We start from the raw sequence: 25037 nt of genomic DNA on the forward strand, positions 1-25037 counted from the left end.
TCGAGCCGGATGGCAGTTGGTTGATGCAGGGCATGCATGGTGCATTCTGGCACTCAATGTTGCCGGGCTATTCGTCATGGTCGTTTTAAAGTATATAACAGTTTAGAATAATTGATGGAATGGCATCAGTAAAGGTGAAGTTCAGGCCTTCAACAGTGGAAGGTGGAATGGGGAGTGTTTACTTTCAGGTAATTCAAAATAGGGTAGTCAGGCAGATAGGCACAGGCTACAGGCTTTACAGCAATGAGTGGGATGATGGTTCGTCGATGCCGGCAGAGCTTGGCGAGGGCGAAGCCCGTGCTGACGAGGTGCATGGCATAGGCGAGGACATTAGGCGCGAGAAGGCTTTGCTCGACAACGTAGTGGCCTCGCTCGACAGCCATGGCCCTTACACGGCCGACATGGTTGTGCACTCATATCACAGGCAGGATGCAAGCCTGTCGTTCTCTGTGTTTATGAACGGCGTCATTGCCAAGTTGCGCAAGCAGGGGCGGATGCGCACAGCCGAGACCTACGATTCGGCCCTGCGTAGCTTTATGGAGTTCAGAAACCAGGTTGATGTCACGTTGGATGCCATGAACTCCAACCTCATCGTACATTATGAGGCCTACCTGAAGAAGAGGGGGTTGAAGAAGAACACCATCTCTTTTTACATGCGCATACTGCGGGCCACCTACAACAGGGCCGTCGACAGCGGGCTCACCTCGCAGGCCAACCCGTTTGACAACGTGTACACAGGGGTTGACAAGACCGTGAAGCATGCCCTGCCTTTCGGCCTTGTGAAGCGCATGAAGGATATCGACTTGACGTCGGACTCGTCGCTTGAGTTTGCCCGCGATATGTTCTTGTTCAGTTTCTACACCCGCGGCATGTCGTTTTTAGACATGGCTTATCTCGACCGCGACAGCATCCAGAACGGCGTGCTGTCATACCGCCGGCGCAAGACCGGCCAGACGCTTTACATAAAGTGGGAGCCCTGCATGCAGGACATTGTCGACAAGTATCCCGGCGCTGAAAACGGAAGGTTGCTGCCGATAATAAAGCGTAGCAACAATGAGCGCCGTCAGTATGAGAGCGCGCTCCATTTGGTAAACCACAAGCTTAAGGAGGTTGGAGCCATGATTGGGGTTACTTCGGGGCTCACCATGTATGTGGCCCGCCATTCGTGGGCCTGCGCGGCCAACAGCCAGGACATACCGCTGGGCGTGATCAGCGAGGGGATGGGGCATGACTCCGAGAACACCACACGCCTTTACCTTGCCTCGCTCGACAATTCGGTTGTCGATACGGCCAACGGCATGATACTTCACAAGCTCTGATGGCTGCCGGCCCGGGCTGCCGGTAAAGGTTGCAATGGCCTGCTGGCGGGCATTGCGCTTACTTCCGGCAGGCATGGGCAAGCCAACCGGGCGTGGAAGGCCCGCGACACTGCCCGTTTTCCGTATCAAAATCAAGCCTTGTTTCGGTGTGCGACGGCCGTCGCACACCGAAACAAGGCTTGATTTTATTATGCCTGCCGTTGCCGCAGGCCAGTTGAATGCCACTGTCGGGCTGTGTGTTGGGCATCGTTCATACCGTATATTCCGCAGTACGGTGGCTTGGCCTGCGTCTGCCGGCATCATCGAGGCGCTATGTCGGCGTTGCCGGTGCAGCCTTGCGGCCATCGCCATAAGGCCGTTGCGCCTCATTTGGCTCGCCATTCGGTCGCCGGTGTCTGTTGCTGCCGCAGGCATCAGTCTTGCTTGCCCTGGCCCCGTCCATGCCGTGCGGCTAAAGCCTCCCGCTCTTCGGGAGTGGCGGCCTTGGCTGCCTTGGGGCGCTGCAGCCCTTGTTCAGTCAATCACCCCGTAGTGCATCAGGGCGTTGCGTATGCCGTTGTCATCAACGTGCGAGGTCACGTAGTCGGCAGCCTGCTTCACATCGTCGCCCGCATTACCCATGGCCACGCCCACGCCGGCCCGCCGCAGTATGGAAATATCGTTACCGCCGTCGCCGAAAGCCATCGTCTCGGCAATGTCGAGCCCAAGGTACTCGGCCATCTTTTCTAGCCCCTTGCCCTTGTCGGCCATGCTCGACGTTATGTCGCAGAAAGCCGGGTGCCACCGGCCGGAGACGCAGTTGGGCATCAGCTGCATGAGCCTCGCTTCCCGGTTGGCGTCGATGAACGGCGAAAACTGCAGTATGCGCTGGCCGTTGAGGGCGCTCAGGGGCAGCGAGGTGTCGATGTTGGTCACGTTGAGCTGATTGATGAACACATCGGTGAACACCTGTTTGGCATTCACCAGCACCACATCGCGCTCGCCGGCCACCAGGCAGGCGTAGTCGGAGGCAATGCTGTCGGCCAATATGGCGTCTATGTCCGACTGGGGCACAGGGTTGCAGTAAACCGTGGTTTCGCCCTTAATGCATAAGGCCCCGTTGGTGGTTATGTATCCGTCGATGAGGTCTTCAATCTGCCCGAGGTTGTTGATGAGCAGTTTCGGCCGCCCTGTTGATATGTATATTCCCACCCCGTTGTCCTTGGCACGGGCGAGGGCGTCGACGGTTGACGTGGGTATGGTGTGGGTATTGAAGCTCACAAGCGTACCGTCGATGTCTAAAAATATGCTGCGAATCACAGTTTTGAATGTTTATTGGTTGTTTTCTGTTGTTGATGTAATTTGAGTGTATGCGTCTCGCCGGCATGCCTGCATCACCGCATGCAGCCGTGGCTTTGTGGCGTCAGTAGGCGGGTGGTGGTGTGTCAGGGCCGTGCGCCCATGCTTTCGCCGCCCGGGCCACGGCCACCTTGGGGCCTTGTCACATTGGGAAGAGCAGCGGCAGGGCGAACACCATCACTATGCCGATGATGATTTGCAGTGGCAGTCCCACCTTGATGTAGTCGCTGAAGGTATATTCACCGGCGTGCATTACAAGGGCGTTGGGCGGTGTCGAGAATGGCGAGGCAAAGCACATGCTTGCCCCCAGCGTCACGGCGAAGAGAAACGGATACGGGCTTACGCCGATTTCCGTGGCAGATGTCATGGCTATTGGGGCCATGAGCACCGCCGTTGCCGTGTTGCTGATGAACATTGTGAGCAGCGACGTGGTGAAGTATATGCCGGCCAGCAGCACCGTGGGGCCCATTGAGCCGAGCGACGACACCAGCGAGTGGGATATGAGGGCCGATGTGCCCGTCTTCTCGAGTGCCACCGACATGGGCATCATGGCCGCTATGAGCATGATGCTCTCCCAGTTGATGGTCTTGTAGGCCGCCTCGACGTTGCGGAAGCACCCCGTTATGACCATAAGCAGCGCCGCTGCCATGACAGCCGTCACCGGCGCGATGGGAATGAACTCGAACACCATGGCCGCTATCATCAGCAGCATTATTATGGCGGCCACCGGCGCCTTGTAGTCGAGAGTAACCTGCGAGGCCTGCTTCTCAGGCTGCCCGAGCACCACCCAGTCGGTCTCGTCGTCGTCGAGCTGTGCGATGTTGCTCCACTTGCCCTGCACGAGCAGCACGTCGCCCGACTGCAGTTTCACCTGCGGCAGGTCGTTCATTATGTAGTCATTGTTGCGCTTTATGCCAAGCACATTGATGCTGTAGCGCTCGCGGAAGCCCGATTTGCGCAGTGGCATCCCAATGATTCGCGCAGTAGGCATGAGCACAATCTCGGATATGCCGATGTCGTAGAAGTCGATGCTGTTGTTGTCCAGTTCTTCCATTCGGTTCTCGCTGGCAAATTGCGACATCTTGGCCGTGTCGCCCGTCAGATATATTATGTCGCCGGCAGTCAGTATGCTCTCCGGCGATGCAAGGCTTTGCGTGACGTTGCGTATCAGTCCGCTCCGGTCAGAGCTTTCGTTGCGAATCTCGAGAATCGACAGTCCGTAGCGTCCGGGCAGGTCAAGCTCGGCCACGCTTTTGCCGGCTATTGCCGAGTGTTGCTTTATTCTGTAGCGCCTCAGGGCGTTGCTCAGGTTGTATTCGCTTACCAAGTCGTCGAGAGTCTTGCCCCTGCCGGAGTTGTGCTTGCCGCTGCCTTTCTTCTTGTATAGGAACTTCTTGCTGAGCGGCAGCATCACCACGATGCCCGTTACTATGCAGATTACGCCCACGGGGAAGAACGAGAAGAACCCCAGGGGCTCATAGCCTGCCGCCGTGAGCGCATCCTGTATGACGAGGTTGGGCGGGGTACCGATGAGCGTGAGCATGCCTCCCATGCTGCTTGCAAACGCCAGTGGCATTAGCAGGCGCGCGGGTTGCGTGCCGCTTTGCACCGCCATGCTCACCACTATGGGCATCATCAGCGCCACGGTGCCGGTGTTGCTTACGAAGGCGCCTATGGCCGAGGTTACTATGACCACCAGTAGAAACATCCGTGTGTCACTGCCGGCGGCCAGTTTCATTATCTTCTGGCTCACGGCCTTGGCCAGGCCGGTCTGCAAGATGGCTCCGCCAACCACAAACAGGCCCACCATCATGATGATGACCGTCGACGAGAAGCCGGCAAGGGCTTCCTCGGGGGTGAGTATTCCGAGCAGGATTAGTGCAGTGAGGGCGCAAAGGGCCACTATGTCGGCGCGTATCTTGCCTATGATGAACATCACGACAGTAAGCGCAAGGATGATGAGTGTTGCTGTCATTTGCTATTCGTTGTTTTCTGCTTGTTTGTTAAGTTGCTGTTGGTATGGGCATAATGCTTGTTTCTGTTAGCATGGTCGAGAGAGTGGCCCGTGCCTTGGTGTTTCAGTCTGCAGCGCCAGTGGCCGCGTTGCGGCCCGTGATGGCGTGTCTGGCTGTGGGCCTTGCGTTGGCTCCGGCTTGCTTGTGCCTTGGCGCCTTTGTGGTTTCCGCCCGGCATGGCCGGTGTTGCCGCGCTCGGAAAACAATGTGTGGGGGGCGGCATCTACGGCTTTTTGATTTGTCTGCCCGTTTGTCTTGTGTCTTGATGCCGCCACGCGGTCTTGTCGTTGCCCGCGTGTCGGTGCGGGCTTTGTGGCCCTTCGGGCCGTGAGGCCTGTTGGCCTTGAGTTATCCTTTCAGGCCGTGCCTGTACGGTATTGTGTAGTTTTGGTGTTGCTGTATGCGAAAATGGCTATATCGTCCCGCCGTGCCTGCCACCGTGAGGGGGATTCCCGGCCATGGCCTTTTGTTAGTCCGAAGCGGCCATGGCACCAGTGTGCCATGGCCTTTCGGTATTGTCGTCTTGCTGTTTCGCTGTTTGCAAGATAGTGGTTTGCTGTCTGTTCCGCGCGCCATTGTGTGGTGCGCCATGGCTTTTGGGCATGTGTCGGGCCATGCAGCCCGCCCGTCGGCCTTGTTCCGCCATGCCTTGCCCGTAGCCGTTTCGGCGCGGGCGGTTGCGTCATAGCTTGGCGTTGCCTTGTGTGGCGAGCAGTTTGTTGACCGTCTCGGTAAGGAACGGCTTCAGGTTTTCGTATGGAATGGTGAACGAGATGCTCCCCACGGCATACGGCGCTATTTCGTACGGCTGGTAGATGAAGGCCATGCCTTTTTCCGTCAGGTACGGCGGGGTCTCAGGCAGCGGCAGGTAGTTGACGTCGTTGTTGATGAACAGCACCTCAGCCAGTTGCTTGTCGTCGTTCACCTTCTGCCCCGTCGACTCAACATACTGCTTCAGTCCCATTTTGAGCAGTTTCCTGAAGTCCTCGGTGTTGGTGTTGCGCAGCATCTCATATCCGAAGCGCCGTCCGTCGGACTTGCGGAAAGTGATGCCGCTCATCGAGTGGCTTCCATGCGCCCCGCCGAGGAACTGCTCGTTGAAGTCGGTGTAAGTCACATACGTGTCGGTCTCGGCGGCCACCTTTATCTCCTGCTTGTAGTACAGCGGAGCGGCTGCCGAGCCCTGCATGTCCTTGGCCAGCTCGTTGAGTCGTGTTGTCTGTCCGTTGCCGTAGTAGGCCATTATGGAGTCGCTGCTGGTCAGCGGGCCGGTGTAAGTGCCGCCCAGTTGCTCGCTGATATACTCGCATACGGCGTTGGTAAGTGTTGCGTTGCCGCTTTTGGGATAGTCGGCCAGAAGCGTCACGTCAGATGCGTGGCTTTTGTTTTCGTACTTTGCCGGTTCGGTTGTGAATCCCTCTTGTGTTGCCTGTGTGTTTCCGCATGCGGCGGCCATGGCCGATGCAAAGACTATGCTGATAAAGTTAGTTCTCATTGTCAGTATGGGTTTTATTGTTAAAAGGCAGCCCGCGCTTGCTGGCCGGGCTGCCTTTGATATGGTGTTCTTTAATGCTCAGGCGTGCCGATTAGCCCTTGATGGCGGCTACGCCCGGAAGCACCTTGCCCTCGATGGCCTCGAGCAGTGCTCCTCCGCCAGTAGAGATGTACGACACCTTGTCGGCCATGCCGAACTTGTTGATGCAGGCCACAGAGTCGCCGCCACCGATGAGCGAGAACGCTCCGTTGGCCGTTGCCTCTGCAATGGCGTCGGCAATGGCCTTCGAGCCGCCGATGAAGTTGTCGAACTCAAACACACCGGCAGGGCCGTTCCACAGTATTGTCTTGGCGTCCTTGATGGCGTCGGCGAATGCCTTGCGCGTCTCGGGGCCGGCATCGAGGCCTTCCCATCCGTCGGGAATGTTGTCGGAGGGGCAAACCTGGGTGTTGGCATCGTTGGAGAATGCGTCGGCAGCTATGCAGTCGGTGCCCAGCACGAGGTTCACTCCGTTCTCCTTGGCTTTCTTCATCACGTCGAGGGCCACGTCGAGCTTGTCGTCTTCGCAGATGGAGTTGCCAATCTTGCCGCCCTGTGCCTTGGCGAAGGTGTATGTCATGCCGCCGCAGAGGATGAGGTTGTCAACCTTTCCGAGCAGGTTCTCGATGATTCCGATTTTTGTCGACACCTTTGAGCCGCCCATGATTGCGGTGAACGGGCGCTTGATGTTGCTCAGCACGTTGTCTACGGCCTTCACCTCCTTCTCCATCAGGTAGCCCAGCATCTTGTGGTCTGCGTCGAAGTAGTCGGCTATTACGGCTGTCGAGGCGTGGCGGCGGTGTGCGGTGCCGAATGCGTCCATCACGTAGCAGTCGGCATACGAGGCCAGTTTCTTGGCGAAAGCCTTCTGGCGCTCCTTCATCTCTTTCTTTGCCTCGTCGTATTTCGGGTCTTCCTTGTCGATGCCCACGGGCTTGCCTTCCTCCTCGGGGTAGAAGCGGAGGTTCTCGAGCAGCAGTGCCTCGCCCGGCTTCAGGGCGGCCACCTCGGCGTCGGCGTTGGCGCAGTCGGGTGCAAACTTGACTTCGACGCCCAGGGCTGCCGAAACATTCTTGACAATCTGCGAGAGAGAAAGCTCTTTCTTCACCTTGCCTTTGGGCTTGCCCATGTGGCTCATCATGATGAGCGCGCCGCCGTCGGCCAGCACCTTCTTCAGTGTGGGGAGCGCGCCGCGTATGCGAGTCTCGTCCGTTACGTTACCATTCTCGTCCAGTGGCACGTTGAAGTCCACGCGGACAATTGCCTTCTTGCCGGCAAAGTTGAACTGATCGATATTCATAGCTGTATTTTAATTTGATTGAACTTCTTGTTTTTGCGAACGCAAAGTTAGCGATTATAATTAACATTTGGGCCATGCCGGTCGAGTTTTTATATATTTTTTACGGCATTTACATTCAAATGCAACTTCCGCTTTGCAAAAATGGCGTGCCGGCCGGCTGCTTTCAGTCCCCTCCACAGACTGGCGCGCCGCCGGTGGCAGCCCACGGCCGCCACTGCCTCGGGCCGCCATCGTGTAAACATAAAGTCACCGCTGCCATGCCGTGCCGTCAGGTTGGCCATCGTGCTGGCCGTCAGCCTGTTGCGTCCAGGCCTCTTGCCGTGTTGCCAAACGGCCCGCGGTGCATCGCCGTATGGGCCGTTTGGCAACATCAAACGGGCCGTACGGCAGGATAGGACGGCCCGTATTGCGCCCCTCCCTTGATATTGTAAACAAATGATACCGCCCGCCACAACTGTCAGCCACCTGCTCCTCCCTTTGCCTCAGGCCAAGTTGCCGCTTGCCGCCACTGCCATGGCTCAACCGCCCGGGCGCATGTGGCAGGGGCGGCACGGTTGTCGCCATGCTGCCTTGCGGCACCGGGCGGCGTGGCTCCGGGCCTTGGCAGGTGGCCCGCGCGAGGCTTCGGGTGGCGGCGCAATGGGCGTTGCGGCACGCTGCAATACCGTCAGTGTAAAAATAGTTCGCCTTATTCTTGGCAGTTCGCGGAAGAAATGCTATCTTTGTGCAATAGTTTATGCACAATCGGGCGCGTGCTCACAACGCCCTGTGCCAGCCACGGGTTTAAGGAAAATAAGAGTAAGTATTAATATAAAATGTGAACATCATTATGAAAGCATTGACTACTGAAAAGGCGCCTGCAGCCATTGGGCCATACAGCCAGGCAATTGAGGCAAACGGATTTGTGTACGCATCGGGCCAGCTGCCCATCGACCCGGCCACCGGGGCTTTCCCCGAAGGAGGGGTGAAGGAGCAGACCAGGCAGTCGATACTTAACGCCCAGGCCATACTCCGCTCTGCGGGGCTCGAACTGTCTAATGTGGTCAAGACCACAGTGCTGCTGTCAGACATTGCCGACTTCGCCGCCATGAACGAGGTCTACGCCGAGTTCTTCGGCGAGCCTTATCCCGCCCGCTCGGCGTTTGCCGTCAGGGCTTTGCCCAAGGGTGCCTTGGTGGAGATTGAAATGATTGCGGCGCGATGACAGGCAAGGATGCTCTGATAGTGGTTAGCGGCGGCATGGACAGCGTGACGCTGCTCTACGACATGAAGGACAGCATTGCCATGGGGGTGTCTTTCGACTATGGCAGCAACCACAACGCCCGCGAGATACCCCTGGCCGAGATGCATTGCCGGCGCTTGGGCATCCCGCATGTCACCATCAACCTCGGTTTCATGCACCAGCACTTTAAGAGCTCGTTGCTCGAAGGGGCCGACGCCATTCCCGAAGGGCACTATGCCGATGCCAACATGAAGTCGACTGTGGTGCCTTTCCGCAACGGCATCATGCTTGCCATTGCCGTGGGGCTGGCCGAGAGCAACGGGCTAAAGCGCGTGTTGCTGGCCAACCATGGTGGCGACCATGCCATCTATCCCGACTGCAGGCCCGCGTTCATCGCGGCCATGGATGCCGCTGCCGTGGCCGGCACTTACGAGGGCGTGCGCGTCGAAGGGCCTTACACCGGCCTGACCAAGGCCGACATCGCCCTGAAGGGCAAGGCGCTGGGCATTGACTATGCCCAGACGTGGTCGTGCTACAAAGGCGGCGAGCGCCATTGCGGCCGTTGCGGCACCTGCGTAGAGCGCAGGGAGGCATTGGCTGCCGCCGGCATTGACGACCATACCGAGTATGACGACTGACAGGGCCTGACCGCGTAGCTGTCTGCCGATGGCACGGGGCGGGGCTTTTAACTGACTTTCAACGGCGGCGGGCCATGGCGGCCCGGCCGCCGATAACCTAAAACTACAAAAAGATTATGGCCAGTATTAAACGGATTATAGAGTGTGTGCCCAACTTCAGCGAGGGGCGCGACATGGGAGTAATAAAGCAGATAACAAGCGAGATTGAGTCTACCGACGGCGTAAGGCTGCTGGATGTCGACCCGGGCGAGGCCACCAACCGCACGGTGGTCACCTTTGTGGGCGAGCCGGAAGCTGTGGTCGAGGCGGCTTTCAAGGCCGTGCGCAAGGCCGGCGAACTGATTGACATGAGGCAGCACCACGGCGCCCATCCACGCATCGGGGCCACCGACGTGCTGCCTTTGGTGCCGGTGAGCGGCATAACGCTCGAAGAGTGTGCCGAGCTCGCGCGCGGCCTGGCCGAGCGCATAGCTGCCGAGTTGCGCATACCGTGCTATTGCTACGAGGCTGCGGCGTTGCGCCCCGGGCGGGCCAACCTTGCCGTTTGCCGCAAGGGTGAGTATGAGGCCATCGCCGAACGGCTCGGCGACGAGGCCGAGCGACCCGACTTCGGCTACCGGCCATACGACGATGACATGGCGCGCACGGGCTGCACGGTGGTCGGAGCGCGCGATTTCCTGATAGCGGTCAACTTCAACCTCAACACCACTTCCACGAGGCGGGCCAACGCCGTGGCCTTCGACGTGAGGGAGAAGGGGCGCCCCGAGCGTACGGGCAACCCCATCACGGGGCCCATTGTGCGCGATGCCGAGGGCAATCCGGTGATGCGTCCCGGTACGTTGAAGTGCACAAAGGCCATCGGATGGTTTATCAAGGAGTATGGCATTGCGCAGGTTTCGATGAACATCACCAACGTCAATGTCACCCCGCTCCACGTGGCCTTCGAAGAGGTATGCCGCTGTGCCGAGGCCAGGGGGCTGCGTGTCACGGGCACAGAGATAGTGGGCCTCGTGCCGGAGCATTCGCTGATTGATGCCGGCAAGCATTTCCTGAAAAAGCAACACCGCTCGTGCGGCATACCAAAGGGCGACATACTGAACATCGCGGTGAAGTCGCTCGGACTCGACGACCTTAAGCCTTTCGTGCCCGAAGAGAAGGTGATAGAGTACCTGCTCGCCGCCGGCGAGAACCATGAGGGCCGGCTGACGGCAATGACCGTGGAGGGATTTGCCGACGAGACGCTGCGTGAGTCGCCGGCACCAGGCGGCGGCTCGGTGTCGGCTTACATGGGGGCGCTGGGCGCCGCGCTCGGTACGATGGTGGCAAACCTCTCGGCCCACAAGCCGGGATGGGATGACCGCTGGGAGGAATTCGGCGTCTGGGCTGCGAAGGGAGTAGAGATTGAGACCGAGCTGCTGCGGCTTGTCGATGAAGACACAGAGGCATTCAACCGCATCATGGCGGCTTTCTCTATGCCAAAGGCTACCGACGAAGACAAGAAACTGCGCTCCGAGGCCATTCAGCGGGCCACGTTGTTTGCGGCACAGGTGCCGCTCGAGACCATGAAGGCGTCGTCGAAGGTGTTTGAGCTGTGCAGGGCAATGGTGGAGCAGGGCAACCCCAACAGCGTGTCAGACGCAGGAGTGGGGGCACTGGCCGCGCGCGCCGCAGTGATGGGAGCCGGACTGAACGTGAAAATCAACGCCGCTTCGCTCAAGGACAAGGGCGTGGCCGACGGACTCGTGGCCGAGGCCGACAGGCTCATGGCCGAGGCCTGCGGGGCCGAGGCTGCCATTTTAGAGATGGTGAACAAGGTGATAAACAAGGATTAATGATAATACTGATTATGGACAAGGAACAATTTGCTGCAGAGATACGGGCCGGCATACCCGACGTATTGCCCGAACCGATGCCATACGACACTGAAATCAACCATGCGCCAAAGCGCAAGGACATACTCACACCGGCTGAGAAGAAGCTGGCCTTGCGCAATGCGCTGAGGTATTTCCCCAAGAAATTCCACGCTGTGCTTGCCCCGGAGTTTGCCGACGAGCTTGAGACGTATGGGCGGATATACATGTACCGCTTCCGCCCGAAGTACGAGATGTATGCCCGTCCGATTGACGAGTACCCTCACCGCTCGCTCCAGGCCGCAGCGATAATGCTCATGATACAGAACAACCTCAACCCCGCTGTGGCGCAGCACCCGCACGAACTGATTGTCTACGGGGGCAACGGGGCCATCTTCCAGAACTGGGCGCAGTACCGGTTGACCATGAAATACCTCAGCGAAATGACCGATGAGCAGACGCTGGTGATGTATTCGGGCCATCCGCTCGGCCTCTTCCCTTCGCACAGGAATGCTCCAAGGGTGGTCGTGACCAACGGCATGGTCATACCGAATTACTCGAAGCCCGACGACTGGGAGCGCTTCAACGCCCTCGGCGTCAGCCAGTATGGGCAGATGACTGCCGGGTCTTACATGTACATAGGGCCGCAGGGCATCGTCCATGGCACCACAATCACCGTGCTCAACGCTGCCCGCATGCAGATGAAAAAGGAGCCGGGCCGCTCTGACATACGCGGCATGCTGTTCGTGTCGTCGGGACTCGGAGGCATGTCGGGAGCACAGCCAAAGGCAGGAAACATAGCCGGGGTGGTCAGTGTGGTGGCAGAAATCAACCCCCTGGCGGCCCGGAAACGCTACGACCAAGGGTGGGTTGACGAGCTGCACGACAACCTCGACGAGCTCATGCCGGCCATACGCAAGGCTGTGGGCGAGCGCAAGGCTGTGTCGATGGCCTACGTCGGCAATGTGGTAGACCTGTGGGAGCGCCTCGCCGACGAGGGCATCAAGGTCGACCTGGGCAGCGACCAGACTTCGCTCCACAACCCGTGGGCCGGCGGTTACTATCCCGTGGGCATGACGCTCGAGGAGTCGAAGGAGATGATGGCAGCCAATCCGGCCGCCTTCCGCGAGCGGGTGCAGGCTTCGCTGCGCCGTCAGGTTGCAGCCATCAACAGGCTTGCGGAGCGCGGCATGTACTTCTTCGACTACGGCAATGCCTTCCTCCTGCAGTCGCAGCGGGCCGGGGCCGACATCATGGGGGCCGACGGCCGCTTCCGCTATCCGTCATACGTGCAGGACATCATGGGCCCGATGTTCTTCGACTACGGCTTCGGTCCATTCCGATGGGTGTGCACCTCGGGCGACCCGAAGGACCTCGAGGCTACCGACCGCATAGCCACGGCTGTGCTGGAAGGCATCCGCAAGACTGCGCCCGAGGAGATAAAGCATCAGTTGGACGACAACATCCACTGGATAAAAGAGGCCGGCCCAAACCATCTCGTGGTCGGTTCGCAGGCGCGCATCCTTTATGCCGACGCCGAAGGGCGCACCAAGATAGCCCTTGCTTTCAACGAGGCCATACGCCGGGGAGAAATCAGTCGCCCCGTAGTGCTTGGCCGCGACCATCACGATGTGTCGGGTACTGACTCGCCATTCCGTGAGACCAGCAACATCTACGACGGCTCGCAGTTCTGCGCCGACATGGCCGTGCAGAACGTGATTGGCGACTCTTTCCGCGGGGCCACGTGGGTGTCGCTGCACAACGGCGGCGGAGTAGGCTGGGGAGAAGTCATCAACGGCGGTTTCGGCATGGTCATCGACGGTGGTGACGACAGCGACCGTCACATACGCGAGATGCTTTTCTGGGATGTCAACAACGGCATAGCCCGTCGCAGCTGGGCCCGCAACGAGGGCTCCATGCACAGCATCGTGCGCGAGATGGAGCGCACCCCGGGCTTGAAGGTCACCATGCCCAACATCGTCGACGACAGCGTTGTCGACTCAGTATTTGGTTCTTAATGTTGTATTTTTATCGAAACGGTTATGGTACATGAAATATCTGCCGAGCACCTGACAATCGAACGCATCGGCGAAATAATAGACAAGGGTTACAAGTTGAGGCTCAGTGACGATGCGCGCAACCGCATAGTGCGCTGCCGCGAGTATCTCGACAAGAAGATTTCAGAGAGCAATGTGCCCATATACGGTGTCACCACGGGCTTCGGTTCGCTCTGCAACGTGTCCATCGGCAACGACCAGCTGTCGCAATTGCAGATAAACCTCATGATGTCGCACGCCTGCGGTACGGGTGACCGCGTGCCCAACGAGATTGTGAAGATAATGATTCTGCTCAAGGTGCAGTCGTTGAGCTACGGTTATTCGGGCTGCAAGCTCGACACGGTAGAGCGCCTTGTCGACTTCTTCAACAGCGATGTATATCCTGTTGTCTACCAGCAGGGCTCACTGGGGGCTTCCGGCGACCTTGTGCCGCTGGCCCACCTGTGCCTTCCTCTTGTAGGCCTTGGCGAGGTGGAATATCGCGGCAAGGTGATGGGCGCGGCCGAGGCATTGCGCAAAAACGGCTGGAAGCCAATACAGTTGGCCTCGAAGGAGGGTCTGGCATTGCTCAACGGCACGCAGAACATGAGCGCTTACGCCGTGTGGGCCATACTAAACAGCAAGCGGCTGGCCGATTGGGCCGATGCCATAGCGGCCATGTCGCTCGATGCCTATTGCGGACTCGTCGAGCCTTTTATCGATGCCGTGCACCAGGTGCGCCCGCATCGCGGCCAAATATTCACCGCTCAGCGCATGCGCGAGCTTCTTGATGGCAGCGAGATTGTGGCCAAGCCGAAAGAGTATGTGCAAGACCCGTATTCGTTCAGGTGCATACCGCAGGTGCATGGGGCCATGAGAGACACGCTGGCCTACGTGGAGTCGGTGATAGACACGGAGATAAACTCGGCCACCGACAACCCGACCGTGTGCCCGGATGACGACATCATCATCTCGGCGGGCAACTTCCACGGCGAGCCCATCGCCCTGCCCATGGACTTCCTGGCCATTGCCGTCAGTGAGCTGGCCAACATATCGGAGCGCCGCATTTACAAGCTCGTGTCGGGCACACGCGGACTTCCGAGTTTCCTCGTGGCCAACCCGGGCGTCAACAGTGGTTTCATGATTACCCAGTATACGGCAGCCTCGATAGTGAGCCTGAGCAAAAGCCTGTGCACTCCGTCGTCTGTCGACAGCATACCGTCAAGCCAAGGCCAGGAAGACCACGTCAGCATGGGAGCCAATGCGGCGCTGAAGCTGCACCAGGTGGTGCTCAACACCGAGCGCGTGCTGGCCATCGAGCTGTTCAATGCCGCCCAGGCCCTCGACTTCCGCCGCCCGTTGAAGTCGTCGGAGGCCATCGAGTCGGTATACGCTGCCTACCGTCGTGTGGTTCCGTTCATTGTCAACGACGAGGTGATGTTCCCGCATATCAGTCATTCAATAGATTTCATCAGGAACAATGCGCCTGCTCGTTGAGAACATAACCACGCTTGTCGGGACAGGCACAGGCGGCAAGTTGAGGCTTTGCGGAAGCGAGATGTCCGGGCTGAACACGCTCGACAATGCCTGGCTGCTTGCAGACGACGGACGCTTTGCAGCCTTCGGCGGCATGGACGACATGCCGCTGGAGGGGCTGCGGGCCGACGTTGTGGTCGACGCCCGCGGAGGCATGGTGTTGCCGTCGTGGTGCGACCCACATACCCACGTGGTGTATGCAGGCAGCCGTGAGGGCGAGTTTGTCGACAAGATTCGCGGCCTGAGCTATGCCGAGATAGCCCGCAGGGGCGGCGGCATACTCAATTCGGCCGACCTGTTGCACACGCTCAGCGAGGACGAACTGTACGCCCAGGCCATGCGCCGCGTGCGCGAGGTCATGAAGAAGGGCACCGGCTGCTTGGAGATAAAGAGCGGCTACGGGCTCAATACGGCCGACGAGCTCAAGATGCTCCGCGTAATCAGGCGCATCAGCGAGAGCGTCCCGGCCCGCGTAGTGTCCACGTTTCTCGGCGCCCATGCCATCGGCAGGGGTTACGGTCACGCCGAGTATGTAGACCTTGTGGTAAACGAGATGATTCCGGAGGTGGGCCGTGAGCGTCTGGCCGACTTTGTCGACGTGTTCTGCGACGAGGGTTTCTTCACCCCCGAAGACACTGCCCGCATTCTCGATGCGGCAGCGCCGTGGGGCATGCGCCCAAAGATTCACGTCGACGAGCTGGCTTCCATTGGCGGCTTGCAAGTCGGGGTGGAGCGTGGCGCACTGTCTGTCGACCATCTGGAGAACATGCGTGAAGACGAGTTTGGCGTTTTGCGCGGCAGTATCACCATGCCGACGGCATTGCCGGGCACGTCGTTTTTCCTGAACATGCCTTACGCCCCAGCGCGCAAGATGATTGACAGCGGACTGCCTGTGGCCGTGGCCAGCGACTACAACCCGGGCTCAACGCCATCGGGCGACATGAAGTTTGTGGTGTCGCTGGCATGCATCAAGATGCGGCTGCTGCCGTCGGAGGCCATCAACGCCGCCACCATCAACGCCGCGTGCGCCATGGGCCTGAGTGCCGATTACGGTTCAATAGACGTTGGCAAGGTGGCCAATTTCTTCGTTACAGAGCCAATGCCGTCGGTCGATTTCATCCCGTATGCCTACACCACGCCCATTGTGAGCAGGGTGTTCCTCGGGGGTGAGGAGATTGTTTAGCGCCGTTGGCTTTCCCGGGGCACGCCGGCGGTGGCGGCATGCGCCGTCGGGCGTGTGTGCGTGAGGCCCTCCGGCATTGCCGCGTCGGTTGGCCTGCGGGTAGCTAGATATGTTTTGATGCAGTTGTCTCAACACGCCTGGCGATGTTTCGTGGCATGCTGAGGCAACTGCATCAAATCTTTTGTGGGCGGTTACAGTCCGGTGTGCCAAGTCGTTCTGGCATAAGGTGGCCATTGGGGTCAGTCTTGTTCCCGTTTGTCAGCGTGCCCATTGCCAGCTACCAGCCTCTTCATCATCAGCAGATTGCCCATGACCATGTTTACGGCCTTGCGCTCCTGCTTCTTCAAGACCACATATCCCTTGTTCTTGAAAAACCCCTCGGCGGCGTAGCTCACGTCTACCCTTATCTCCTTAAGGCCCTTGCCCCGGGCGTAATCCTCCAGTTCGTAGAGCATGGCGCTGCCAATTCCCTGTCTTTTGCATGCCCTGTCTACATACATAAGTTCAAGTAGTCCATTGCCGTTTATTGCCGCGAAGCCTGTAATGCGTCCGTCGGCAGACGTGGCAACGATGAAAAAGCACGTGTCTACAAGTTGCTCCCAGTGGCCCGGCTTGTCGGCGCAGGCAGCCCAGTCGGCTTTTTCCTCATTATTATAATACTTGTCGGACACGCCGGCCACGGCGCGCCTGAACAGCTCTTTTATCCCGGGCAGGTCGCCAACAGTGGCCCGCCGTGTCATAATTTGATGCCTTTCCATGAGTCGTTGTATTGTTTTAGCGTAAAACATTGGGTAAGTAAAGGCAAAGTTACGAATAATAACCATCACCTGCAAGCGTCAACGCCACCAATTCCGGGCCAAGCATGTCGTTGCGGTGGCCATGCCCTGCCATTGTTGCAGCGCTGTAAATGTCGGTGGGTGACAGCCGTGCCATTCCGCCCGCCTTTCGCATCTGCGTAACGCCTTGGCAACCAGAGTGTTGTAAAACGGGCCTTTTTGCAACGCAAAACGGCCCGTGCCAGATTGCCATACGGGCCGTTCCGCGCTGCCGAACGGCCCTATTCACATGCAATCGGGCATAAGGGGCCAAAGCGGAAAGCCGTGAAACGCTGCAGCGCTCATCCACGGCGGTTGGATGGCCGGCATGGATTTGCCAGGCGGGCAGTGCGCCACCCCCGGCAGCCGGCCCCGCCACGGGCCCGGGCAGTGGCGTTGATGGTCCATTTTTTCAGTAATGCCAAGCCATTGTAACATCTTGCCCAAAAATGAAAACACCGTGTAACAGCCGTTAAGCACAAAGCAACGTTTCCGTAAACCAATGTTCATTTCGACGACAATTAGTTGTAATGAAGAATGCCGACCTTTGCAGGCAGAAATCAGAGTTGTAAATGCAAGATGAAAGTATTTAAGAGAATGATGGGTGCAGCCGCCCTCACGTCGCTTCTGGCCACACGCGTTTTTGCCGTCGACGCCGTTGTCCTGGGTGTCAATGTGAAGGGCAGCATCAAGGACGGCAAGTCGAAAGAGCCTCTCATCGGGGCTACGGTGAAGATTGTTGGGAGTAACATTGCAACTGTGACCGACGCCGAAGGCAACTACAGGCTGTCGGGCATAGCCGACGGCATATATGACATTGAGATAAAATATGTGGGCTACAAGACAGCAGTAAAGCGGCAGGTGAAGATAGAAGACGACAAGCTGACCACTCTCGACATGGAGCTTGAGAGCGACGAGCACAAGCTGGCCGATGTCGTTGTGGTGTCGCGTGCCAACCGCGAGTCGGAAAACGTGACGCTGATGGAGCAGAAGGCCGCCGTGATAGCCGTTCAGTCGGTGGGCGCCCAGGAGCTGTCGCGCAAGGGAGTGGGCGATGCCGAGGCCGCAGTAGCCAAGGTGTCGGGCATATCCAAGCAGGAAGGGGTGAAGAATGTGTTTGTTCGCGGCCTCGGCGACCGCTATAACATGACCACGCTCAACGGGTTTCCCGTTCCGTCGGAAGACCCCGAGTACAAGAACATTGCCCTTGGCTTCTTCTCGACAGACATCATACAGTCGATAGACGTCAACAAGGCGTTCTACAGCGACATACCTTCCGACGTGGCCGGAGCCGACATCAACATCACCTCGAAGGAGCTCACCGGCGACGGAAAGCTGGACATAAGCATATCGGGCGGGCTGAACACGCAGACCGTGTCGGCCGACTTCATGAGGCTCGACGGGGTCAACGCCTTCGGATTTGCCGACAAGTCGCAGCCCGGGGCCGACCTGGGAGCCTACACCTTCGGCAATTCGCTCGACCCGAGCAAGCACAGCTTGCAGGTCAACCAGAGCTACTACATATCAGGAGGGCGCGAGTTTACCGTGGGCAACAACCCGCTCAGGTTTTTCGTCGTGGCCGGGCACAACAAGAACTTCTCGCATTACGACGAAGAGGTGCGCAACTCAATCACCAGCGGAACGCTCTCGCAAGACATGACCGGCAACATATCGGAGGTGGAGACCAGCCAGATAGCCATGGCCAACCTGAGCTACGGCATTGGCAGCAAGCACCGCATTGGCTACAACTTCATGATGGTGCACTCTACAAAAGAGTCGGTGGGCGACTACTTGGGCATGGATGCCGACTATCAGTCGTCAGACACCTACGAGGGGTTCATGCGCCGGCAGCAGGTCAACGACAACATGCTGCTTGTAAACCAGTTGTCGACCAGATGGCAGATAGGCACCAACCTCGACCTCGACGCAGGCGTGGCCTACAACACCATAAGCGGCAACGAGCCCGACAGGCGCATAAACAACCTTGTGAAGACAGCCTCGGGATATGTGCCCATGAAGGGAACGGGCATACAGCAGCGTTATTTCTCTGAGCTCGACGAGAAAGACCTCAACCTAAGGGCGGCGCTCACATATAAGCTGAAAGATGGGTTCGAACAGCACTCCAACGTGCAGCTGGGGTATATTGGGCGCATTGTAGACGACTCGTTTGAGGCCGTAGAGTACGACATGTCGGTGGTGAGGCAAGACGCCTTCGACATCGACGACGTCAGGTTTGACGACTATTTCAACCAAGACAACTTTGCCGGCGGTGCTTTCCTGCTCGACAGGAATGTCGACGAGTATTCGGTAAAGAAGAACGTGCTCTCTGTTTTCGCCGAGGCAACATACCAGTTTACACCGCGGTTCACGGCCAATGTGGGCTTGAAATACGACGATGTGCTGCTCCGCGTGGCCTACAACGTCAACCGTGGCGGCAGCCAGGGCGAGCAAGAGATAGACAAGTCGTATGTCCTGCCGAGCCTCAACCTGCGCTATGACCTCACCGACAAGCACACGCTGCGCCTTGCGGCGAGCAAGACCTACACCCTGCCGCAGGCCAAGGAGATATCGCCTTTCCGCTACGTCAGCGTGAGCTTCAACAGCCAGGGCAACCCCGACCTGCAGCCGTCAGACAACTACAACCTCGACCTGAAGTGGGATTACTACCTCTCTCCGTCTGAGATATTCTCCGTGACCGGGTTCTACAAATACATCAAGCGGCCGATATCGCGCATCGAGATAGCCAGTGCGGGCGGCTTCCTGTCGTATGAGAACATTGCCGACCACGCCACGGCGGCAGGCGTAGAGGTGGAGCTCAAGAAGCACATCTTCTCAACGCCGCGCAAGGACGGAGGCCTGAGCCGGCTCACGTTCGGCGTCAACGGCGCATACACATACACCTGCGCAAAGGTTCCGCTGGCCACCGACCCGTCAGGTTCGCAGCTCGAAGGCGCTGCGCCGTGGATTGTCAACGCCGACCTTACATACATGTTGCGCACGGGGGCCAACTCGTTCAACGCCGCTGTGGTGTTCAACTACTTCAGCGACAGGATATACACCATCGGCACTGAAGGCTACCAGGACATTGTGGAAAACGGCATACCTACGCTCGACTTTGTGGCATCGGGCAAGCTCGGAAGCCATTTCGGCATCAACTTCAAGGCCCGAAACCTGCTCAACTCGGCCCGTCAGCTCACACGAAAGGGCAACGCCACGGGCGAAGAGGTGGTGCTGAGCAAATACCGCAAGGGCATCGACCTGAGCCTGGGACTTACATATAGTTTTTGAAAACAGACATAAAGAGAGTACAACAAAACGACATTCAACTAATTATTATTATCATGCGAAAGTTTTTTCTTAACGCTTTGGCCTTCGCGGCCATTGCGAGTGCAGTGACACTCACATCATGCAGTGATGACGAAAATGCTAATACCGATGGCGGCGATGACCTCGGAACTACCGTGCAATTGAGCGGAACCGTGTCGGAGACCATGACGCTCGATGCCTCGAAAGAATATGTGCTCACAGGAACCCTTACCGTGCCCGACGGAGCTACGCTCGTAATACCGGCCGGAACGACCATCAAGGCCAACCAGGGATTCGACAAATACATACTCGTGGCACAGGGAGGCCGCATTGAAGCGCGCGGCACGGCCGACAACCCCATCGTCTTCACGGCCAACAGCGACAACGCTTCGGCCGGCTTCTGGGGCGGACTCGTCATCAATGGATATGCTCCCATCTCGGGCAACGCGTCGGGAACGACTGCTGCCACCGAGGTTGACAACAACCAGATGTACGGAGGCACCGACGCTGCCGACAACAGTGGTGTGCTGCAGTATGTCGAGCTGCTTTACACCGGTGCCCGCTCTTCGGCCGACATTGAGCACAACGGACTTACGCTCAACGGCGTGGGAAGCGGTACGCAGATAAGCAACATCTACATCTCTGAGGGTGCCGACGACGCCATCGAGTTCTTCGGGGGCACGGTCAGCGTGACCAACCTGCTGGCAGTGAACTGCGACGACGACATGTTCGACTTCACCCAGGGCTACAGCGGAACGCTAAGCAACTGCTACGGAGTGTGGGAGAGCGGTTTCACCAGCACCGAGGAAGACCCGCGCGGCGTTGAGGCCGACGGCAACCTCGACGGCGACGGCCCCGACCACACGCCGCAGGCAAACTTCAACATCAGTGGAATGACCATTGCCAACTACTCTGAGGCGCAGTCAATGCAAGACGCAATAAAGGTGCGCCGCGGCGCTACGGCTCACATTACCAACGCTCTCGTGACGGGTAACGGGGCTATTGAAAACCTCATCGACCTCACCGACAGCAAGGGCGGAGCCAACACTGCCACCGAGATGAGCGTGACCAACAGCGCTACGCAGCTGACCGGCACACTGATCAACGAGGATGGCGAATATGCAGGCGTTGAGGTAGTGGCCGGAAACACCGGTGCCGACAACTCTGTATTCGGCTGGACTGGATATGAGTTTCCCGAGGCTACGGCCCCGGAGGTGATTGCCGAGGGCAACCTGCCTGCCGAGATAACCACGGCTATGGCTCTCGAGGCCGGCAAAGAGTATTTCATCGACGGTAGCGTTCACGTCAAGGAGGGTGGCTCGCTGACCATTCCCGCTGGCATGACCATAAAGGCAAGGCAAGGGTTCGACAGCTTCATTCTTGTGGAGCGTGGCGGTAAGATATATGCCGACGGCACTGAAGACGCGCCCATAACATTCACCGCCGACAGCGAATCGGCCACTGCCGGATACTGGGGAGGCATAATCCTAAACGGTAGGGCCCGCATATCCGGCGCCGGTGACGGCGTGAACGAGGCCGCAACCGAGGTTGACAATAATATAATGTATGGCGGTGACGACAATGCCGACAACTCCGGCAGGCTGACATACGTGCGCATCCTGTACTCGGGGGCACGCTCTTCGGCCGACATTGAGCACAACGGGCTCACGCTCAATGCCGTGGGCAACGGCACGCAGATAAGCAACATATACATTGCCGAGGGTGCCGACGACGCCATCGAGTTCTTCGGGGGCTCTGTCAACGTGAGCAACCTGCTGGCTGTCAACTGCGACGACGACATGTTTGACTTCACCCAAGGCTACTGCGGAACGCTAAGCAACTGCTACGGACGGTGGGAGTCGTCGTTTACGAGCACCGAGGAAGACCCACGCGGGGTCGAGGCCGACGGCAACCTCGACGGCAATGGCCCCGACCACACGCCGCAGTCGGACTTCACCATCGAGAACATGACCATAGAAAACCTTGCCTCTGCACAGTCAATGCAGGATGCAATCAAGATTCGCCGCGGAGCCGCAGCACACATAACCAATGCTTTCGTTACCGGCTCGGGAGCCATCGAGAACCTCATTGACCTTACCGACAGCAAGGGAGACGCCGCCGCAAGCACTGAGATAAGCGTGACCAACAGCGCCACCAACGTCACTTCTGCTGAGATAAACCAAAACGTCACTTACGAGGGAGTGGGCATTGTTGAGGGCAACGCTGGCTGTCCTACAACCGGCTTTGGCTGGACTGGCTATTCTTTCTGACAATTTTTTCATAAAGGCTTGATAGGGGTGCGCCATGCGGGAAAATGTTCCTGACGGCGCACCCGCTTTGTCTTTCTTAGCCGTGGCGGGCGTCGCAGGTGGCCATGGTGAAACTGTTTGGGCTTGACGGCGGCTACAGGGCAGCCGGCAAGCCTTGTTACCTGTTGTTGGTATACGCAATGACAGTGGGCGTCAGCCGAAGAGTGCGCGCAAGGCTTCTTCCACTTTGCGCACCGGCACCAGTTCGATGTTGAATTTGCTGTGGTTGAATCCCTGCAGGTTGTGGCGCGGAACAATCATGTGACTGAACCCCAGCTTCTCCGCTTCTGCCACCCGTTGCTCAATGCGGTTTACCGGGCGGACTTCTCCGCTGAGGCCCACTTCGCCGGCCATGCACCATCCCGACTCTATCGGGGTGTCTACGTTGCTCGACAGCACGGCCGCTATTACGCTCAGGTCCATGGCCAGGTCGGTCACGCGAAGGCCTCCCGCAATGTTGAGGAAGACGTCTTTCTGGGCCAGCTTGAACCCCACGCGCTTCTCGAGCACGGCCAGGAGCATGTTGAGCCGCCTCTGGTCGAAGCCCGTCGCAGTGCGTTGCGGGGTGCCGTAGGCTGCTGTCGACACCAGCGCCTGCGTCTCGACGAGAAACGGGCGCACGCCCTCGATGGCCGAACTGATGGCTATCCCGCTCAGGCCTTCATGGTCTTGGTTGAGCAAAAGCTCCGAAGGGTTGCTCACCTGGCGCAGTCCTGTCTGCAGCATTTCGTATATTCCAAGCTCGGAAGTGCTTCCGAAGCGGTTCTTTATGCTGCGAAGTATCCTGTACATGTAGTGCTGGTCGCCTTCAAACTGTATCACCGTGTCTACTATGTGCTCCAGTATCTTCGGGCCGGCAAGGGTTCCCTCCTTGGTGATGTGGCCTATGAGGATGACCGGGATGCCGCTCGTCTTTGCAAAACGGAGCAGCGCCGAGGCACATTCGCGCACCTGTGTGATGCTGCCGGGGCTTGAGTCGACGTCTTCGGTGGATATTGTCTGTATGGAATCTATTACCACCAGTTCCGGGGCAACGTCCTTTATGTGCTCGAATATGTGCTCGAGCGACGTCTCGCATAGTATCTGGCAAGAGTCGTTTTCGGGGTGATCTATCCGCTCGGCGCGCATTTTCAGCTGGTGGGCGCTTTCCTCCCCGCTCACGTAGAGTATCTTGCGCTCGGGCATCCTCAGTATTGTCTGCAGTGTGAGCGTGCTTTTTCCTATGCCGGGCTCGCCGCCCAGAAGCACTATCGACCCTGGCACCAGCCCGCCGCCGAGCACACGGTTGAGTTCGGCGTCGTGCATGTCCATGCGCGGTTCGTCCTTGGCGCTTATCTCGCTCAGTCTCAGCGGCTTGTTGCCTTTGCCCGAGGCATGGGCGTGGCGCACGGTCATTGCGGCCGACTTGGCCGCCATTGTGCCCGTGTCTGCCGCTATCCTTATCTCCTTAAACGTGTTCCACTGTCCGCAACTGGGGCATTTGCCAATCCATTTGGCAGACTCCTGACCGCAGTTGCTGCACACGTAAGCTGTCTTGTCTTTTGCCATAACAGCACAAAAGTAGCAATTATTTTCGTCATTACGAAATTATTTATTAATTTTGCACCGTGCAAACGGCTAATATCGCACATTAATTTATAGAACTCGGCAGGGGCGCTCGTGTAATCAATACGCTGGGCGTCCCTCTTTAGATTTAAAAAACAGCAAATCAGGATGAAGCATATCCATATCGTTTTCATCATATTGGCCATGCTGGTGGCCTGCGGACAGTCGGTCGAAGAGAAAGACCGCTTGTCGCGGCAGGAGCGCCTGCGCCTGGCCCGCGAAGACTCGGTGGCGCTCAAGGTGGCCGTAATGCCGACGCTCGACTGCCTTCCCTTGTATGTGGCACAGATGTACAATCTGTTTGATACGCTCGGTGCCGACGTGCGGCTGAAGCCATATACGGCGCAGATGGACTGTGACACGGCCTTGCAGCGCAAGCGAGTTGATGGTGCTGTCACCGACCTCGTGCGCGGCCAAAGGATGGTGAAGGAGGGCACGCCGCTTACCTATGTGACATCAACCAATGCCTATTGGCAGCTCATCACCAACCGCAACGCCCGCATAACCAACCTGAAGCACCTTGACGACAAGATGCTGGCCATGACCCGCTATTCGGCCACCGACCTGCTGGCCGACCGTGCCGTGGCGATGTCGGGGCTGAAGCCCGAGCGCGTTTTCCGCGTGCAGATAAATGATGTGGGCGTGCGTCTTAAGATGCTGCAGAACAACTCGATGGACGCAATGATGCTCACCGAGCCCCAGGCTGCCGTGGCTCGCATCGGCAAGCACCGCGTGCTGCTCGACTCGCGCAAGCTGGACATAAGCCTGGGGGCGTTTGCCTTCAGGAGCGAATTGATGGAAGACAAGGGCCGGAAGAAGCAAATAGACATATTCCTAAGGGCTTACAACATGGCGTGCGACTCCATCAACGAGCACGGCGTGGCCGCTTACAGGGAGCTGGTGGCGCGATATTGTGGGGTGGGAGAGGCCGCTGCCGACTCCATTCCGGCCGGCTTGAAGTTTGGCCATGCCGCCGCCCCACGCAAGAAAGACATCGAACTGGCAGACAGTTGGCTCGCCAGGCAGTGAAA

Annotated in this window: 16 protein-coding genes and 1 pseudogene; 11 read left to right on the forward strand and 6 right to left on the reverse strand. The window is 58.3% G+C overall.

Annotation, left to right across the window (positions count from 1 at the left end; translation table 11 throughout):
- The first annotated feature begins 119 nt into the window (after positions 1-119).
- Entirely contained in the window at positions 120-1319 is a 1200-nt protein-coding gene (locus H6B30_RS05640) for a site-specific integrase (protein ID WP_205108762.1), read from the forward strand.
- Between the two features lie 513 nt (positions 1320-1832).
- On the opposite strand, the gene H6B30_RS05645 is transcribed toward H6B30_RS05640, so the two are convergent.
- From H6B30_RS05645 to H6B30_RS05660, 4 genes are all read right to left on the reverse strand, one after another.
- Entirely contained in the window at positions 1833-2618 is a 786-nt protein-coding gene (locus H6B30_RS05645; RefSeq protein ID WP_205108764.1) for a Cof-type HAD-IIB family hydrolase, read from the reverse strand.
- Positions 2619-2799: 181 nt separating this feature from the next.
- Positions 2800-4632 carry an SLC13 family permease gene (locus tag H6B30_RS05650; protein ID WP_205108766.1) on the reverse strand — a complete coding sequence of 611 codons (1833 nt, stop codon included), beginning with the start codon at positions 4630-4632 and terminating at the stop codon, positions 2800-2802.
- 722 nt (positions 4633-5354) lie between these two features.
- Positions 5355-6167 (reverse strand): RsiV family protein, encoded by an 813-nt coding sequence (locus H6B30_RS05655; protein WP_205108768.1) that lies wholly within the window; start codon positions 6165-6167, stop codon positions 5355-5357.
- 91 nt (positions 6168-6258) lie between these two features.
- A complete protein-coding gene (locus tag H6B30_RS05660) occupies positions 6259-7506 on the reverse strand; it encodes a phosphoglycerate kinase (RefSeq protein ID WP_205108770.1) in 1248 nt (415 codons plus the stop codon).
- An 829-nt stretch (positions 7507-8335) separates the two neighbouring features.
- On the opposite strand from H6B30_RS05660, the gene H6B30_RS05665 reads away from it, so the two are divergent.
- The 6 genes from H6B30_RS05665 (at position 8336) to hutI (ending at position 15971) form a co-directional block, all read left to right on the forward strand.
- The gene (locus H6B30_RS05665) at positions 8336-8710 is read left to right on the forward strand and encodes a RidA family protein (protein ID WP_205108772.1); all 375 of its coding nucleotides are present in this window, start codon (positions 8336-8338) and stop codon (positions 8708-8710) included.
- Positions 8707-9366 carry a 7-cyano-7-deazaguanine synthase QueC gene (queC, locus tag H6B30_RS05670; protein ID WP_205108774.1) on the forward strand — a complete coding sequence of 220 codons (660 nt, stop codon included), beginning with the start codon at positions 8707-8709 and terminating at the stop codon, positions 9364-9366. Before H6B30_RS05665 ends, queC begins: the two co-directional genes overlap by 4 nt.
- A 116-nt stretch (positions 9367-9482) precedes the next feature.
- Entirely contained in the window at positions 9483-11198 is a 1716-nt protein-coding gene (gene ftcD / locus H6B30_RS05675; protein WP_205108776.1) for a glutamate formimidoyltransferase, read from the forward strand.
- Positions 11199-11212: 14 nt separating this feature from the next.
- Entirely contained in the window at positions 11213-13234 is a 2022-nt protein-coding gene (gene hutU / locus H6B30_RS05680; protein WP_205108877.1) for a urocanate hydratase, read from the forward strand.
- A gap of 24 nt (positions 13235-13258) precedes the next feature.
- The gene (gene hutH, locus H6B30_RS05685; RefSeq protein ID WP_205108778.1) at positions 13259-14749 is read left to right on the forward strand and encodes a histidine ammonia-lyase; all 1491 of its coding nucleotides are present in this window, start codon (positions 13259-13261) and stop codon (positions 14747-14749) included.
- Complete coding sequence (gene hutI / locus H6B30_RS05690) at positions 14733-15971, forward strand: imidazolonepropionase (RefSeq protein ID WP_205108780.1); 1239 nt, start codon at positions 14733-14735, stop codon at positions 15969-15971. The genes hutH and hutI overlap by 17 nt, the downstream gene beginning before the upstream one ends.
- Positions 15972-16210: 239 nt before the next feature.
- On the opposite strand, the gene H6B30_RS05695 is transcribed toward hutI, so the two are convergent.
- Positions 16211-16729: a GNAT family N-acetyltransferase gene (locus H6B30_RS05695; protein WP_205108782.1), complete on the reverse strand. Its 519-nt coding sequence runs from the start codon at positions 16727-16729 to the stop codon at positions 16211-16213.
- A gap of 636 nt (positions 16730-17365) precedes the next feature.
- On the opposite strand from H6B30_RS05695, the gene H6B30_RS05700 reads away from it, so the two are divergent.
- The 3 genes and pseudogenes from H6B30_RS05700 to H6B30_RS16870 all read left to right on the forward strand — a co-directional run bounded on the left by H6B30_RS05700 (position 17366) and on the right by H6B30_RS16870 (position 22362).
- Positions 17366-20074 (forward strand): TonB-dependent receptor, encoded by a 2709-nt coding sequence (locus H6B30_RS05700; protein ID WP_205108784.1) that lies wholly within the window; start codon positions 17366-17368, stop codon positions 20072-20074.
- Between the two features lie 53 nt (positions 20075-20127).
- Positions 20128-21285 (forward strand): annotated as a pseudogene (locus H6B30_RS05705) (beta-helix domain-containing protein); the annotation flags it as partial.
- A gap of 21 nt (positions 21286-21306) precedes the next feature.
- Complete coding sequence (locus H6B30_RS16870; RefSeq protein WP_500684403.1) at positions 21307-22362, forward strand: beta-helix domain-containing protein; 1056 nt, start codon at positions 21307-21309, stop codon at positions 22360-22362.
- Between the two features lie 192 nt (positions 22363-22554).
- On the opposite strand, the gene radA is transcribed toward H6B30_RS16870, so the two are convergent.
- On the reverse strand, positions 22555-23949 hold the full coding sequence (gene radA / locus H6B30_RS05710; protein WP_205108786.1) for a DNA repair protein RadA: 1395 nt from the start codon (positions 23947-23949) through the stop codon (positions 22555-22557).
- Positions 23950-24114: 165 nt separating this feature from the next.
- Here radA and H6B30_RS05715 point away from each other — a divergent pair, with 165 nt between their 5' ends.
- Complete coding sequence (locus tag H6B30_RS05715; RefSeq protein ID WP_205108788.1) at positions 24115-25035, forward strand: ABC transporter substrate-binding protein; 921 nt, start codon at positions 24115-24117, stop codon at positions 25033-25035.
- Positions 25036-25037 lie beyond the last annotated feature (2 nt).

The organism is Marseilla massiliensis (genome assembly GCF_016899955.1).
Lineage (GTDB): Bacteria > Bacteroidota > Bacteroidia > Bacteroidales > Bacteroidaceae > Prevotella > Prevotella intestinigallinarum.